Source organism: Kutzneria sp. 744, from assembly GCF_000568255.1.
In the GTDB taxonomy this organism is placed as follows: domain Bacteria; phylum Actinomycetota; class Actinomycetes; order Mycobacteriales; family Pseudonocardiaceae; genus Kutzneria.
The window spans coordinates 3,379,634-3,394,918 of sequence record NZ_KK037166.1; the positions used below are offsets into that span (position 1 = coordinate 3,379,634).

Annotated in this window: 14 protein-coding genes; 8 read left to right on the forward strand and 6 right to left on the reverse strand. The window is 69.8% G+C overall.

Annotated elements, in window-relative coordinates; translation table 11 throughout:
* Positions 1–83: 83 nt before the first annotated feature.
* Positions 84–695, forward strand: a complete 612-nt coding sequence (locus KUTG_RS53455; RefSeq protein WP_052394550.1) for a TetR/AcrR family transcriptional regulator C-terminal domain-containing protein — start codon at positions 84–86, stop codon at positions 693–695.
* Positions 696–3,368 (forward strand): BTAD domain-containing putative transcriptional regulator, encoded by a 2,673-nt coding sequence (locus tag KUTG_RS15015; protein WP_052394552.1) that lies wholly within the window; start codon positions 696–698, stop codon positions 3,366–3,368.
* 1 nt (position 3,369) lies between these two features.
* Here the strand turns inward: KUTG_RS15015 and KUTG_RS15020 are convergent, their stop codons facing one another.
* The 3 genes from KUTG_RS15020 to KUTG_RS15030 all read right to left on the reverse strand — a co-directional run bounded on the left by KUTG_RS15020 (position 3,370) and on the right by KUTG_RS15030 (position 6,318).
* Entirely contained in the window at positions 3,370–4,719 is a 1,350-nt protein-coding gene (locus KUTG_RS15020; protein ID WP_043717494.1) for an FAD-dependent monooxygenase, read from the reverse strand.
* A gap of 48 nt (positions 4,720–4,767) precedes the next feature.
* On the reverse strand, positions 4,768–5,595 hold the full coding sequence (locus tag KUTG_RS15025; RefSeq protein ID WP_043717495.1) for a hypothetical protein: 828 nt from the start codon (positions 5,593–5,595) through the stop codon (positions 4,768–4,770).
* Between the two features lie 354 nt (positions 5,596–5,949).
* Positions 5,950–6,318: a PadR family transcriptional regulator gene (locus tag KUTG_RS15030; protein WP_052394553.1), complete on the reverse strand. Its 369-nt coding sequence runs from the start codon at positions 6,316–6,318 to the stop codon at positions 5,950–5,952.
* A gap of 261 nt (positions 6,319–6,579) precedes the next feature.
* Here KUTG_RS15030 and KUTG_RS15035 point away from each other — a divergent pair, with 261 nt between their 5' ends.
* Together KUTG_RS15035 and KUTG_RS15040 are read left to right on the forward strand one after the other, a co-directional pair.
* A complete protein-coding gene (locus tag KUTG_RS15035; protein WP_084579338.1) occupies positions 6,580–7,314 on the forward strand; it encodes a GAF and ANTAR domain-containing protein in 735 nt (244 codons plus the stop codon).
* Between the two features lie 158 nt (positions 7,315–7,472).
* Positions 7,473–8,324 (forward strand): hypothetical protein, encoded by an 852-nt coding sequence (locus KUTG_RS15040; protein WP_043717499.1) that lies wholly within the window; start codon positions 7,473–7,475, stop codon positions 8,322–8,324.
* Between the two features lie 97 nt (positions 8,325–8,421).
* Here the strand turns inward: KUTG_RS15040 and KUTG_RS66200 are convergent, their stop codons facing one another.
* The gene (locus KUTG_RS66200) at positions 8,422–8,628 is read right to left on the reverse strand and encodes a hypothetical protein (protein ID WP_369794471.1); all 207 of its coding nucleotides are present in this window, start codon (positions 8,626–8,628) and stop codon (positions 8,422–8,424) included.
* Positions 8,629–8,659: 31 nt separating this feature from the next.
* Here KUTG_RS66200 and nagA point away from each other — a divergent pair, with 31 nt between their 5' ends.
* Positions 8,660–9,616, forward strand: coding sequence for an N-acetylglucosamine-6-phosphate deacetylase (gene nagA / locus KUTG_RS15045; RefSeq protein WP_369794472.1), 957 nt, complete (start codon positions 8,660–8,662; stop codon positions 9,614–9,616).
* A gap of 56 nt (positions 9,617–9,672) precedes the next feature.
* Here nagA and KUTG_RS15050 read toward each other — a convergent pair whose 3' ends face one another.
* Entirely contained in the window at positions 9,673–11,097 is a 1,425-nt protein-coding gene (locus KUTG_RS15050; protein ID WP_043717500.1) for an amino acid permease, read from the reverse strand.
* Between the two features lie 139 nt (positions 11,098–11,236).
* On the opposite strand from KUTG_RS15050, the gene KUTG_RS15055 reads away from it, so the two are divergent.
* The 3 genes from KUTG_RS15055 to KUTG_RS15065 are packed head-to-tail and all read left to right on the forward strand — an operon-like array spanning position 11,237 to position 14,889.
* On the forward strand, positions 11,237–11,740 hold the full coding sequence (locus KUTG_RS15055) for a PH domain-containing protein (protein ID WP_232240808.1): 504 nt from the start codon (positions 11,237–11,239) through the stop codon (positions 11,738–11,740).
* On the forward strand, positions 11,737–13,278 hold the full coding sequence (locus KUTG_RS15060) for a PH domain-containing protein (protein WP_063753526.1): 1,542 nt from the start codon (positions 11,737–11,739) through the stop codon (positions 13,276–13,278). The genes KUTG_RS15055 and KUTG_RS15060 overlap by 4 nt, the downstream gene beginning before the upstream one ends.
* Before the next feature lie 27 nt (positions 13,279–13,305).
* Positions 13,306–14,889, forward strand: coding sequence for a DUF3558 family protein (locus tag KUTG_RS15065; protein WP_043717503.1), 1,584 nt, complete (start codon positions 13,306–13,308; stop codon positions 14,887–14,889).
* Positions 14,890–14,976: 87 nt separating this feature from the next.
* On the opposite strand, the gene KUTG_RS15070 is transcribed toward KUTG_RS15065, so the two are convergent.
* Positions 14,977–15,264, reverse strand: coding sequence for a zinc-ribbon domain-containing protein (locus KUTG_RS15070; RefSeq protein WP_043717505.1), 288 nt, complete (start codon positions 15,262–15,264; stop codon positions 14,977–14,979).
* Between the last annotated feature and the right edge of the window lie 21 nt (positions 15,265–15,285).

The following is a 15,285-nucleotide window of genomic DNA, read 5'->3' on the forward strand; positions in this document are numbered from 1 at the left end:
TGATCGTCTTGAGCGGCGCTCAATTGAGCGCTGCTCAAACTACGGCGGCTAGACTGCTCCCGTCAAGAGGAGAGGGGCCACGGATGCCGCTGCGACGGGACCAGGTGGTCGAGGCCGCGCTGGAGCTGCTGGACGAGGTGGGGCTGGACGCCTTCACCACGCGGGCGCTGACCGACCGCCTCGGCGTGCAGCGCGGCGCCCTGTACTGGCACGTCAAGAGCAAGCAGGACCTGCTGGCCGCGGTCACCGAGCTGGTGGTGCGACCGGTCTTCGCCGACACCGGCGAGGAAGGCGGCGACTGGGCCGACGACCTGGTGGAATTCGCCCACCGGCTGCGCGCCGCCATGCTCGCCCACCGGGACGGCGCCCGGCTCGTGGCCGCGAACGTGACGCTGAGCCAGTCCGGGGTCGAGCTGATGGAGCGCACCCTCGCCCGGTTCACCGACCAGGGCATTCCGCTGCCGATCGCGGCCCGCTGGGGCGACATCATGGCCAGCTACGTCACGGGCTACGTGCTCCAGGAGCAGAGCAGCCCCGCGCCGGTGCCGGTCGAGGTCGGCGAGGTCGGCCCCGAGCTGCGGGACTTCTTCACCGACGGGCACCCCAGCAGCGCCGAGACCTTCGCCGCCTCGGTCCGGACCATCGTCCTGGGCATGCGCGCCGAGGCCGACACCTTGACCCCGGCGAGGGGTTGAATGGGCGCGGTGCGGGTCGGGGTGTTGGGGGAGCTGGATTTTCGGGGGTTCGATGGCGGGCGGGTGGAGGTCGGCGGGGCGATGCTCCGGACGCTGCTGGTGCGGCTGGCGGTGGACGCGGGGCGGATCGTCACGACGGACCGGCTGATCGCCGACCTGTGGCCGGAGTCGGCGCCGGCGGAGCCGGGGGCGGCGTTGCAGTCGCTGGTGGCGCGGCTGCGCCGGGCGGTCGGGCGGGAGGCGGTCGACTCGCATCCCACGGGCTACCGGCTGGACGCCGAGGTCGACACCAAGCAGTTCGAGCGGGCGATCGCCGAGGAACGGCCGCGGGAAGCGCTGGAGCTGTGGCGGGGCGCCCCGCTGGCCGACGTCGGTGACGCGGAGTTCGCCCGGGCCCCGATCGCGCGGCTGGAGGAGCTGCGAGCAACGGCGGTCGAGGCGCGGATCGACGCCGACATCGCAGCGCAGCGGGACGTGATCGCCGAGGTCGAGGAGTTGGCGGCGGCGCAGCCACTGCGCGAAGGCTTGCAGGCCAGGCTGATGCTGGCGCTGACGGCGAAGGGCCGCCAGGCCGATGCCCTCACCGCGTACGACCGAGTGCGCAAGCTGCTGGCCGATCAGCTGGGCGTGGATCCGGGGCCGGAGCTCCGGGAGGCGCACCTGCGTGCCTTGCGGACGACGTCGACCCGCTCGAACCTGCTGGCCCGGCTGACCAGCTTCGTCGGCCGTGACCTGGAACTGGACCAGGTGACGCGAGCCTTGGCCGGCGCACGGCTGGTGACGCTGACCGGGACCGGCGGCACGGGCAAGACAAGGCTGGCGGTCGAGGCGGCGGAGCGGCTGCTGACGGATTTCCCGGACGGCGTCTGGCTCATCGACCTCACCTCGACGACGGACGTCATGGCGGCGACGCGAGAGGCGTTGGACACGGCCGACCATCCGCGCGACTACCTGGTGACCCGGAACTCGTTGCTGGTGCTGGACAATTGCGAGCATGTGATCGACGCGGCGGCCGACTTCGCGGCGGATCTGCTGACCCGCTGCCCCCGGTTGAAGATCCTGGCCACCAGTCGCGAGCCGTTGAATGTCACGGGCGAGACGCTGTGCCCGCTGCGCCCACTGTCCGACAACCAAGCCGTCGCCCTGTTCACGGACCGAGCCCGCGCCGTGAGTCCGGGTTTCCGCGCCGACGAGTCCGTTATGGACATCTGCCGAGCCTTGGACGGCCTGCCGCTGGCGATCGAGCTCGCGGCAGCGCGGATCCGGTCGCTCACGCCATCCCAGCTCGTCGACCGGCTGGGCGACCGAATCGGCCTGCTGGACAAGGGAACCCGGGCCGCCCCACAACGGCACCGCACGCTGCGGGCGGTGATCGACTGGAGCTGGGACCTGCTCGACGAGGACGAGCGAACCCTGTTGAGCCGGCTGTCGGTCTTCGCCGGCGGGGCGACGCTGGAGGCGATCGAGCAGGTCACTCAGGGAACCCTGGACCAGCTGACGTCCCTTGTGGACAAGTCGCTGGTCGTGGCGACCGAGGAGCGTTACCGGCTGCTGGAGACTATCCGCGAATACGCGGCGTCCAAACTGGACGGTGACGAGACCCGGCAGCGGCACGCCGCCTACTACACGGAACTGGTCGAGCGGGTCGAGCCGTTGCTGCGCGGCCTCGGGCAGGCGGCGTGGCTGACGCGGTTGACCGCCGAGCGGGCGAATCTGGACCTGGCCATGTCTCCGCGCATGTTCACCGCCCGCCTCTGGCTGTGGCTGGTGCTGGGCCAGTTGCAGGATCCCTTGCGCTGGGCGGAAACCATCGACACCGACGAGGCCAAGCTACTGAGAGCGCCGACCGAGGAGCTGCTCGACCGCCTCGCCATGGCGGACGGCCCCGCCACGCTGGCACTGGTCGTCATCCGCAGCGGCAACAACACGAAACGCCTGGCCGGCATACCAGAAAGGCTCAGCGAGTCCGATGACCCGTGGCGGCGGGCGGCCGGCGAGCTGTTGCACGGCTATGTCGCCTCGGAGATCAGCGATGGCGCCGTCCCTCAAGCCGAACGGCATTTCGCCCAGGCGGCAACGGCTTTCCGTGAACTCGGCGATCAGGTCGGGCTCACCTACGCCTTGACCTTCCTGTCCATCTCCCAGTCCAGCCGCGGCGAGAACGAGGCGGCCCTGCGCTCCGCCTCCGAGGCCCTGAGCCTCGGCGTGCACGTGCCCACGCTGTTGCACGTGCAGTCCGCGCAGCTCCAGGCCCGCACCGGCGACATCGCCGGCGCCCGCCTCCTGCTGGAACGGGCCGAGCGCAGCACCCCCAAGGACGATGCCGTGTCCCTGGCCCGGGTGCACAACGCCCTGGCCGAGCTGGAACGCCTCGACGGCAATCTCCCGAAAGCCGTTGCCTGGCACCGAACCGCCCTGGCGGCCGACGTCACCGGCGCCCCCGCGCAGTTCCTGGCGTTGCTGCGAATGAACTACGCGCTCACCCTGACCGCGCTCGGGGAACGGGCGGAGGCTGGCCGTCAGCACGAGATGGCGGTGGAGTTGGCCATGCGGACCAAGGACGCGCCCGCCCGGACCATGGTGCTGGAGGCGCAGGCGGAATGGTTCGACAGCGGCGGCGACCAAGACCGGGCCGCCGCCCTCCGCGCGAAAGCCGCGGCGCTGAGGGGATGAACTACCAGCGCCCCAGGTACTGCCGAACGTCCGCCGCCTCGGTGGCGATCATGCCGATGTAGCCGTCCGGCCGCACCACGACATAGGCGTCCTCGATGTCGTAAGCGGGCGCGTCGGTCACCACTACCCCACCGGGGTACGAGGCGGCGCCGAAGGTCAACACGGTGAACTGGGGGCCACGCAAGGCCTCGTGGATGCGCCGCGAACCGGCCAGCCCGTCGGGCGCGCGGTCGCCCGCGCGCAGCGATCCCGGAGACGACCGGGTGTCGACGGAAAGCTTGCTGTCCCGGTAGTGCAGACCCAACTGCCGAAGCACCGGGTCGGAGCGGTCCATGGCGTCGTCCCGGCGGTCGATCCCGCGGGTGAAGAGCTTGTTGCTGATGCCGAGCACATCGGCGGCGATGGGCAGCCGCTCGGACTCGTAGCTGTCGAGCAGCTCCTCCGAGCCGGAAGCCAGTTTCCAGCCGAGGTTGTACGCGTCCTGTACCCCGGTGTTGAGCCCCTGCCCGCCGGCCGGCGTGTGCACGTGCGCGGCATCGCCGGCCAGGAACACCCGGCCAATGCGGTAGCGGTCGACCATACGAACGTTTGCCCTCCATTGGCTGGACCATCCGACGTCGGTGACGGTGAAGCCGGCGATCTCCCGCACCAGCCCGGGCAGGTCCACCGAGTCGTACCGCGTGGTGGTGAGCTGGAAGGTGTCGGTGCCGGCCATGGGGCACAACGCCAGCACCGGTCCTTCGGCGTTGGTCCAGATGTGCCAGTGGTCCCGGTCCAGCCCCGTCACACGGACGTCGGCGATCTGGATCCGGTGCTGTTCGAAGGTCTCGCCGATGAACTCGACGCCGGTGGCCTTGCGCACGACGCTGCGCCCGCCGTCGGCGCCGACGAGGTAGCGGGCCCGCACGGGCTGCCCGTCCAGCATCGCGGTGACGCCGTCGGAGTCCTGGGTGAAGCCCTGGAACTCGACGCCGGCCTCGACCCGCCCGCCGAGCTCGGTCAGCTTGTCCCGCAGGATCTCGGCGGTGCGCCATTGCGGCAGCATCAAGGGGTTCGGGTACGGCACGTCGGGGCGCGCGTCCACGGTCGGGGCCATCACGCGTTCCCAGGCCACCTGCCCGTCCTGGTAGCCGCGCATCGGCGGGTATGGCCCGCCGTGCTTCTGGGCGGCGTCGAGCACGCCGAGGTCGGCGAACACTTCCAGGGTGCGGGGCTGGATGCCCTTGCCGCGGGAGCCGGCGAACTCGGTGTCACGGTCGACGATGCGGTGGTCGACACCGCGCCGGGCGAGGTCGACGGCGAGGGTGAGTCCGGTCGGGCCGGCGCCGACGATGAGGATTTCGTTGTCCATGACGCACACCGTGCCCGGGGCCGCTGTCAGGCCACCGACACCACGCTGTCAGTGCGCCCGTTTGCGCGCGGCTGTCCTGCCGGTGTCGATGAGGAAGTCGTCGAACAGATTGGGCAGGTACGCCACCAGCAGCCCGACCGCGGAGAAGGCCCCGCCGACCGGGTTGAGGCGGGACAGCGCCCAGGCGAAGGCGCACCCGCGGTAGGCCGGCACCGGCGTGGTGACATCGGTGAACCAGCTCAGGAACGGCATGCGCAGCTCGCGGATGCGCGAGTTGACCAGCGGGCCGCCCAGCGCCAGCAGCGCCGTCGGCTCGTTGCGCATGGCCCAGCGGTACACCTGGGAGAACTGGAAGAACCGCCATTCGGCGGCGGTCGGCGCCACGCCGATGGCGTTGGCCAGGGCCAGGCCGTGCTCGGTGGCGGCCTGCTCGGCCCGGCTCCAGGCGGCGTCGTGCACGCTGCGCCGGTCGAGCTCGCCGTCACTGAGCCGACGTAAGTACGTAGCCCATTCGGTGGAGCCGGGATTGCCGAACGTGTCCTCGGACAGACCGAGCGCGATGGCCGTCCCGCGCTCGATCCCCTCCAGAATGGACGCGTCCACAATGGACATCCAGCTGCCCGGCCGGGCCAGCTCGTCGTCCCGGAAGAATTCGAGCACACCTTCGATGTTCCGCCATCGACAAGGGTCGACAGCCAGCCGGCTGGCCCACTCCGACTGCAGGTCACGCAGGAAATCCAGGCGGTCGGCCACCGGCATGTGGTCGAGCTCGGCCACGGTGTGACCGAGCGGGCGGGCCGCGGCCCGCCGGACGCGCGGAACCGCTACCGGCGCGACGGAGGCGCAGGTGTCGGCGATCACACTTCGGGCGTACACAGGGCTCCCCGGGGCCAAGAATCACGACATCGCCCGAAAATCGTATCCGCCCCGAATGGGTGCACCGGTCGTCACATTGGGCGAACCACTGCGGCCGAGCAGCGGATCTTGAAGAAAGCCCAGGTCATGACATCTGTCTAGTGTGGTCGGTCACGTAACAATGTGAAAAAGTCCTGGCCTGCCACAGGAAGATCGCCACGCACCGTGCAGGCATGGTCGACGGAGCGCACTTGCCGGGCCCGCCGGCCATGACTCCACAATGGACCGTGCCGGCGATCCCTTTGTGTAGAAGAAGATCACCGCTGTCGGCGACGGGCGGCAGCCAGGACCGCCGTACGGCCTAAGCCAATCAGCTCATCTCTGGAACCGATAGACCGCGGCGCCACGGGAGTTCTCCGCGCGCCGGGCGTACCGGTGCAGGAACGCGTCGATCGACGCGCGGGTGCGGGTGAGCGCGGCGGCCGACTCGGCCAGCACCGCGGCCCCGTTGGCGGTCAGGTGGTACATCCGCCGGGCCGGCCCCGGCGTGGCGGTGGTCCAACTGGAACACACCAGCCCGGCCCGCTCCAGGTTGCGCAGCGCGCGGTAGATGCCGCTGGCGTCGTTGTCCACGCCACACAACAGCCGCAGCCGCTCGATGAGCTCGTAGCCGTGGTCCGGCCGCTCGTCGAGCAACAGAAGCAGGCATGGTTGGACGAAGTTGCGCGGTTCCCCGTCGCGCATCAGGCGTCTCCTCCTGCTGAATTCATGACGGCCTCCACGTCGAATTCTCGCCCGTGACCCCGACCAAGGATAAAACCGAATGACACCCACGCACAGGGAGACCGCCGCGTCCAATCGGGTACCGAACGAGCCCCGTTCACCGGGTAAATCAAGGATGCAGCCGCCGAAAGGTAGAGTGTGCTCTGGTCCGACCGGAACAACCGGAACCCATTTGGCCTGATAACGTGCGGCGGCCACCGACGGCACCGGTACGGTTCAACGATGACCGCGATGTCCCCGGCGCGGCTGGCGGAAACGTTCGCCCGCATCGCCGATACGCTCGTCGACGACTTGGACCATGTCGAGTTCGCTCGATTTCTGACCGCCCGCGCGCGGGAAACGTTGCTCGTGCCCGCCGTGGGCGCGGTTCTCGTCGACCATCGTGGACAGACCCACATCGGCCACTCCGCGCCCGATCGGCTCGCCGCTTCGCCATTGTGGCCGCTGCTGCGCGGCGACGGGCCGAGCATGGAGTGCCACCGCACCGGAACCGCGATCGTGGTGCCCGACACCGACCAGCGAAACAACCGATGGAACCGTTTTCTCGCCGAGGCGAGGGCGGCCGGCTTCGGCTCGCTCACCGCCGTGCCGTTACGCGTGCGGGAAACCACGATCGGGGCCTTGACAGTGCTACGGGCCGAGCGTGGAACACTGTCGGATCAGGACAGCCGAATCGTCGAGGCGATGGCGCTGACCGCCGCCGCCGGCGTGCGCAGACTTGGGGAGCTGACGCAGGCGCAAACGCTCGCCGCGCAGCTCCAGACCGCGTTCAACAGCCGAATAGTGATCGAACAAGCCAAAGGCGTGCTCGCCGAACGGCACGGCAGCTCGGTGGACGGCGCATTCGGCGCTCTTCGCGAGTACGCCAGGCGGCGCAACCTGCGCCTGTCCGACCTCGCGAACGCCGTCGTCGCCGGATCGGAGCAGGTGCCGCCGCTGCCGCCGGCATCGAAGTGATCTTCGTCCTGATGGGTTGCGACGTTAATTCACCGGGTGCAAAGTTGACCCTGAATGGACGAATTCGCCGCGCATTGTCGCCGGCCCTCGCCCGTCGCACCGCTCCGGACCCTGGCGGATCACCACTTCATGCGTGAGAAGCACCAGGGAGGTGTGCCGTGTCCGGGTGGGTGTCCGTCTCGGCCCAGCGGTCCGCGTACACCGGTGAGCCGCTGAGCCGGGCCAGCGCCGCGGTGGGTGATCTGGCGGGCCACGGACTCGACTTCTGTTCGGCCGGCCAGCGCCGCTTCCGCGCCCTGCTCGCCCTGCTGGCGTGCAATTCCGACGGCACCGAGAACCAGCTGACGCGGTGGCAGCTCGACTGGTCGGTGGCCGGCCGCATCGTCTACTCCCCCGAGCAGCACGCCCTCGTCGTGCTCACCCCCATTCCGCACCTGCTGGCCTCGGCCGCGCTGGTGCATCCGGATCCGGTGCGGCGCCAGGGTTTGCCGGGGCTGCGCCCGCTCAACGCCCATCCCGACGGGCTGTGGTTCCGGCTTCGGCACGTGCCGACGCGCACGCTGCTGCGCATCGAAGCAGTCGAATCCGAGGGCACGGCGGTGCATCCGCAGGTGCCGATCGCGTGGGAGATCGCCAGCCGCAGCTGGGAGATCCTGCCCGAAGAGGACGTGGCGCTGCGGTCGGTGCCGCCGATGCACGTCGACGCCGAGCAGCTGATGGCCGCCGTGGTGGTGCGCCTGGGTTCCGACGAGCCGGAAGGCCGCTGGCACGTGGGGGCGACGCTCGCCCGTGCGCACCAACGGGGAACGCCCTCGCCGCTGCGGTCGTTGTGGGGCCGGGGCCGACATTGGCAACTGGTGTGCCGGGACCGGGCCACCGTGACAGGCTTGTGTTCGGCGTTGACAGGCGCGGAGATCGGCCTGGCCGGGGCGGTGCTGTTGGAGCGGACGAGGTCCACCGCCCTGATCGGCCACCGGGAGGCGACGCTGCGGCTGGTCGGTCCCGGATGACGGGCCGATCGGCCCGGCGGTCGTGTGCACGCCACACCTTCCGATAAGGTCTATACCAATACCGCCAAGCTGCCGTGGCGGCAGTCGGACCAGACGCCTAGTCCAGGAGGCACCCGTGTACCTGCTGCGCCACGCCCGGCTCGTGTTGCCGGGAGGAGTCGTCCACGACGGCCGCCTCGCCGTCGGCGGGGAATGGATCACAGAGCTGGGCACCGGCGCCAACGGCGGCCCGCATGCCGGCACCGAGGTCGTCGACCTCACCGGATACGTGGTGGTGCCCGGATTCGTGGACATGCACGTCCACGGGGGCGGCGGCGGCTCCTTTCGGCGAGGACTTGGAACAGGCGCGCAAGGTCGTGGAGTTCCACCGCTCCCACGGCACCACGACGACCATCGGCAGCACCGTCACGATGGCGCTGCCGGAGCTGGAGCGGGCCGTCGAGGCGATGTCCGCGTTGGTGCAGGACGGTCTGCTCGCGGGCATCCACCTGGAGGGCCCGTTCATCAGCAAGGCCCGCTGCGGCGCGCACGATCCGGCGCTGCTGCGAGAACCCGAGGAGCACGTGATCGCCAAGCTGTTGGAGCGCGGGCACGGCGCCATCAAGATGGTGACGCTGGCGACCGAGCTCAACGGCGGCCTGCGGGCCGTGCGGCAGCTGACCGACAACGGCGTCATCGCCGCCCTGGGGCACACCGATTCCAGCTACGAGCAGGCCCGCGAGGCCATCGACGCCGGCGTCACCGTGGCCACGCATCTGTTCAACGCCATGCGCGGCCTGCACCACCGCGAGCCCGGGCCGATCGCCGCCATGCTGGAGTCGGAGACAATCGCGGTGGAATTGGTCAACGACGGGCACCATCTGCACGACGCCGCCGTGGAGCTCGCTTTCCAGGCCGCCGGCCACTCTCGCGTCTCGCTGATCACCGACGCGATGAGCGCCGCCGGCGCCGGCGACGGCAGCTACGAGCTGGGCGCGCTGGCCGTGAACGTCGTCGACGGCGTGGCCCGGCTGGCCGACAACGGCTCCATCGCCGGCTCCACCCTGACCATGGACAGCGCTTTCCGCCGGGCCGTCCTCGTCAACGAGATCCCGTTGGAGCAGGCCGCCGTCGCCGCCTCCGGCACCCCGGCGCGGGTGCTCGGCATCGACGACCTGGTCGGCTCCCTGGAGGTCGGCAAGCGCGCCGATCTCGTCGTGCTGGACGACCGCCTCAACGTCGCCGGCGTCATGTCCCACGGCCGCTGGATCACCGAGGTCCCGGCGCCGCTGGTCAACCAGGTCACCAGCTGAACGCAGGGAAGGACGCCTTACCCGCATTCAACGCGGGTAAGGCGTCCTTCCCCGCGTCAGGGCAGGTGCCCGGGAGGCGCGGCGGCGGCCATGGCCCGGACGCGCTTGCGCACGGCGAACCAGCCCAGCACCAGCAGCAGCACGACGGCCGGGATGCTGTAGATCATGATCCGGCCGGCCGGCACGTCGAAGTAGCTCAGCGCCAGCACGAGCACCAGGAAGACCAGGGTGGCGTAGTTGGTGAACGGGGCCCACGGCAGCCGGTAGGCCGGCCGCTCGATCTCCCCGCGCCGGGCCTTCCGCTGCAGCGCCAGGTTGCAGATCATGATCATCGACCACATGCTCAGAATGCCCAGCGCCGAGAAGTTCAGGGCGATCTCGAACGACTCCCCCGGCACGAACAGGTTGAGCACCACGCCCAGCACGTACACGCAGGCGGTCAGCAGCACGCCCCCGTACGGCACGCCGCCCCGGCTCATCACGCCCAGGAACTTCGGCGCGGAGCCGGCCGTGGACAGCGAGCGCAGGATCCGGCCGGTGGAGTACAGCCCCGAGTTGACGCTGGACAGGGCGGCGGTCAGCACGACGATGTCCATGATGCCGGCGGCCCCGGGCACGCCGAGCGAGGACAGGAACGTGACGAAGGGGCTCACGTTCTTGTCGTACGAGCTGGACGGCATGAGCATCACCAGCAGCAGCACCGAGCCCACGTAGAAGATCGCGATGCGCCAGCCGACGGAGTTCACCGCCTTGGGGATCACCTTGCGCGGCTCGGCCGTCTCGCCCGCGGCCACGCCGACCATCTCGATGGCGGCGTAGGCGAACACCACACCCTGCAGGATCAGCACCGCCGGCAGCAGCCCGTTCGGGAAGAAGCCGCCCTGCTCCACGATCAGCTGCGGACCGGTGACGTTGCCGTTGACCGGCGTGCGGGAGACCAGCACGACGATGGCGATCACCATGAACACGACCAGGGCCAGCACCTTGATCGCGGCGAACCAGAACTCCAGCTCCCCGAACAGGGTCACCGACACCATGTTCACCGCGAGCACGAGCAGCAGCGCGCACAGGGCCGGGATCCACTGCGGCACGGTCGGCCAGAAGAACTGCACGTACTTGGCGGCCGCGGTGACGTCGGCGACGCCGCTGCACGCCCAGTTCAGGAAGTACATCCAGCCGACGAAGAACGCCGAGCGCTCGCCGAGGAACTCCCGCGAGTACGACACGAACGAGCCCGAGCTGGGGCGGTGCATGACCAGCTCGCCCATGGCCCGCACCACGAAGAACGCGAACACGCCGGCGACGGCGTAGACGATGGCCAGCGACGGGCCAGCGGTCACCAGGCGGCCGCTGGCCCCCAGGAACAGGCCGGTGCCGATGGCCCCGCCCATGGCGATCATCTGAACCTGACGGCTCTTCAGGCCCTTGTGGTAGCCGGCGTCGCCGTCGTCGACGGCAACGGCCTCCGGGATGTGCGACATGTCGTCCTTTCGGCCGCGGATTACGCCGTTTGTAGCAGAGTGACGAAGCGCTCACTCAGGGGAGCCGCCGATCACGGGACGGACGTGACATCTGTCCCGGGCGAACGGCCGGTCGGTGGGGCATGGTTTGCTCGTGGACGTGAGTGAGACGACGGGGGTGCGGCTGCGGGCGCCACGGCACCGGATCAGCCGAAAGGCCGTTCCGTACTGGACCGTGCGGGCGCTGCCGGGATGGATCGTGCTGCTGGTCGGCGAGGTGCTGTTGAAGGTGTTGCCGGACGACCCGCCCGGGACGTGGCTGACCGTCGTCATCGTGGTGACGGCGGTGCTGGCGCTCATCCACCTGGCGGTGATGCCGAGCTGGCGCTACCGGGTGCACCGCTGGGAGGTCACGCCGACCGCCGTCTACACCCAGTCCGGCTGGATCGACCAGGAGTGGCGGGTCGCGCCGCTGAGCCGGATCCAGACCGTCGACACCGAGCGCGGGCCGTGGGAGCAGCTGTTCGGGCTGGCCAAGGTCACCGTGACCACCGCGTCCGCCGCCGGCCCGCTGCACATCCACGGCCTCGACCTGGACGTGGCCCGCGGGCTGGTGGACGAGCTGACCGCGGCCACCGAGGCCAGCAAGGGCGACGCGACGTGAGCGAGCACCAGGTGGACATCGCGCCCGCCCCGCCGCTCAACGAGCCGCCGGAGTGGTTGCGGCTCAACGGATTGATGGTGATCGTCAGCCCGCTCAAGGAGATCGTGCGGGCCGCGGTCCCACTGGTCGTGGTGTTCGTGGCCGGCGCGCACAGCTGGTGGCAGTGGCTGAGCCTGGTCGGCGTGGGCGTGCTGATCGCCCGCGGCGTCACGCACTGGGCGACGGCCCGCTACCGCATCACCGACGAGCAGGTCGAGCTGCGCTCGGGTCTGTTCAACCGGAAGACGCGGGCGGTGCCGCGGGACCGGATCCGCACCGTGGACATCACCTCGGAGTGGCAGCACCGCCTGGTCGGGCTGAGCGCGCTGAAGATCGGCACCGGTCGTCAGGACAAGGGCAAGGACGACGAGCTGGTCCTGGACGCCATCACCAAGGCCGAGGCCGAGCGGCTGCGAACCCTGTTGCTGACCAAGAACACCGCCGCCGCAGCGCCCGAGCAGTCCGCCGTGGACAGTGTGCCGGCGGCGGCGACCGAGCTGGTCCGGGTGGACCGGCGCTGGACCTGGTACGCCCCGTTCACGCTGTCCGGCATCGCCGTCGTGGCGGCGGCGTTCGGCGCGGTCTGGCACTTCGCCAACGACCTGCACATCCGGCCGGACGACATCACCCTGCTGCACGACGGGCTGGACCTGGTCGGCACCGAGTCGCCGTGGGTGCTGATCCCGGCGGCGGTCATCGTGCTGCTGCTGGTCGCGACGATCGCTTCGGTGCTGGGCTACATCCTGTCGTACTGGAACTTCTCCGTGACCCGCGAGCAGAGCGGCACCCTGCACATCCGGCACGGCCTGCTCAACACCCGCTCCGTGTCGATCGAGGAGGCACGGCTGCGCGGCGTCGAGGTCAAGGAGACGCTGCCGCTACGCATGGTCGGCGGCGGGCGCGCCACCGCCGTGGTGAGCGGCCTGCGCACCGGCCGTGGCGACGAGCGCGGCGGCGGCCTGCTGCTGCCGGCGGCCCCGGTCGCCGAGGCGCACCTCGTGGCGGCAAAGGTGTTGCGAGAGCCGCAAGATCCGACCACCGCCTCCCTCACCGCGCACCCCCGCGCGGCGCTGCGACGCCGGCTCACGCGGGCCGTGGTCGCCGTGCTGGTGCTGGCCCTGGCGGCGTGGATCGGGTACGAGCTGGACCTCCTGCCGTTCTGGGTGTGGATCGTTTTTGTTGTGCTGACACCGTTCTCCGCGTGGCTGGGCCACGACCGGTACCGCAGCCTCGGGCACACCCTGACCCACGGCTACCTCGTCTCGCGATCCGGCTCGCTGGTGCGGGAGACGGTGGCGCTGCGGTCCGACGGCATCATCGGCTGGCGGGTGCACGCCTCGTACTGGCAGCGCCGATCCGGGCTGGTCACGTTGGTCGCCACCACCGCGGCCGGACGTGGCGGATACCACGTGACCGATGCCGGCACGAGCCAGGCACTGGCCTTCGCCGACGAGGCCGTCCCCGATCTGGTGGCCCAGTTCCTGGAACCGGCCACATAGGACAAGTCCGGTGTTAGGGTCCGATCCATGTCGTGGATTCGGGGGGTCGCCGCCGCGGTGGCGGTGCTGACTCTGGGCGGATGTGCCAGCGCTGTGGAGGGCCAGGCGGAGCCGATTCTCGGTGCGCAGGGCAAGGTCAAGGGTCCGCCGGACCGTGACGGCGACGCGGTGCTGAATGCCCTGCGGCTGCTCGACGCCTGCGCGCTGATGGACGGTCCGGCGATGGCCGCCGCCGGCCTGCCGGGCAACGCGCGGCCGGTCCCCGTGGCCGCGCACGCCTGCACGTTCACCGCGGACCCGGTCCTCGGCGACGCCGTCGAGGTGATGGTCGGCAAGAACACCAGCTTCGCCGCCAAGTACCACGAACTGCCGGTCACCATCGCCGGCGCCAAGGCGTACGTGGACGACCTGACGTTCAGCGGCCGCCCGGAGTGCTCCGTCGACATCCCGGTCAGCTTCTTCATGTCGATCGAGCTCCGGGACAAGCCCGGCTACGAGTCCAAGACCAATTCCTGTGACCAGGCCAAGGCGGCCGCCGCCGGCGTGATCGGCAAGCTCGGCAACCCCGACGCCGTCGCCATGCCGGCCTCGCGGCCGATGGGCAACTGGGACGGCTGCTCGCTGCTGACCGCGGCGCTGCCGGACCTGGACGCCAAGAAGGTCAAGCTGGACATGGATTCCGCGCGCTCGCCGTACGACAGCTGCTCGGCCAGCCAGGACGACGGCAAGGGCAAGCTGACCGAGCTGGGACAGGTGGAAGTCAAGTACGACTCGGATCCGCTGGCCGGCGCCAACCGCACGCCTCGTCAGGTGGGCGACAAGACCGCCAACGTCTCCGACATGAGCACCAGCTGCTACGTCGAGTGGGGCCTCGGGCCGTCCGGCTCGCCCGACAAGCTGTACGGCACCGTCACCGTCGAGGTGAAGCTGAAGGGCTGCGACAACGCGACCGCGCTGGCCGTGAAGATCCAGAAGGCGTTGGCCGGCGCGCCGCCCGGCAACGCCAAACCGCAGCGGCCCTTGCTGTTCAAGCCCGACGAGCCCGACACCGACGCCGTCGGCGCGTGCATCGACTTCCCCCAGAACGACGGCAACTGCGCGCCGTACCAGCCGTTCACGCTGCCGGCCTCGTTCGCGGAGTGGTTTCCCAGCACCGATTCCCAGCCGTCCATCGGCTGCGCCATCGCCGCTGACGCGGTGAAGGAGGTGTTCGGCGACGCCTTCAGGCCCGTGGTGTGGGGCCAGCACTGCTTCTTCGTTGAGCCGACGCACTCGCTGACCATCACCATCGACGTGGCCACCAAGTACGCGCCGGGCAAGTACGGGGCCCGCCCCGACCTGTTCTCCAACGTGAAGACCATGTCCGTGTCCGGCAAGGCGGCCAAGGCCTTCACCAACACGATCCACACCACCAAGCCCGGGCACCCGGCCTACGACGAGTACGACGTGTACGTGTCGCCGCACAACGACCTCGACCAGCTGGGCATGATCGCCGGGCTGATCCAGGCCAGCACCCCGCGCGGCAGCAACCAGGACGCCGTGCCCGACATCAGCAAGCTGCACGAACTGGACAAGGTCATGACCAAGGTCATCAGCCAGTACGTGAAGTGACCGATGTCAGGAAGGGCCCCTTACTGACGTTGAACGTCAGTAAGGGGCCCTTCCTGACGTTCAACGCCAGTATCGGTCCCTTGATCTTCAGCCCAGGTTCTGCGGAAGCTGCTGGGCGGCCGGCTGCTGCGCGGCGGTCTCGTTCTGGGCCACCAGGGCCAGCGACTGCTCCTTGGACAGCTCGCTGACGTTGCCGCAGTACGTGCACTGCAACTGGTAGCGGTTGCTGACCGGGAACAGCGGGATGAAGAAGAACGTGAACTTGGTGGTGAACTTGCGCAGCGCGTGCGCCGCCGGATTGTGACAGTTGTTGCACACCAGCATGGTCATCAGCAGCTGCTGCACGTATCTGCGGAAACCCCAGATCAGAAGCACGTCTTCTCCACCCCTAAAGTC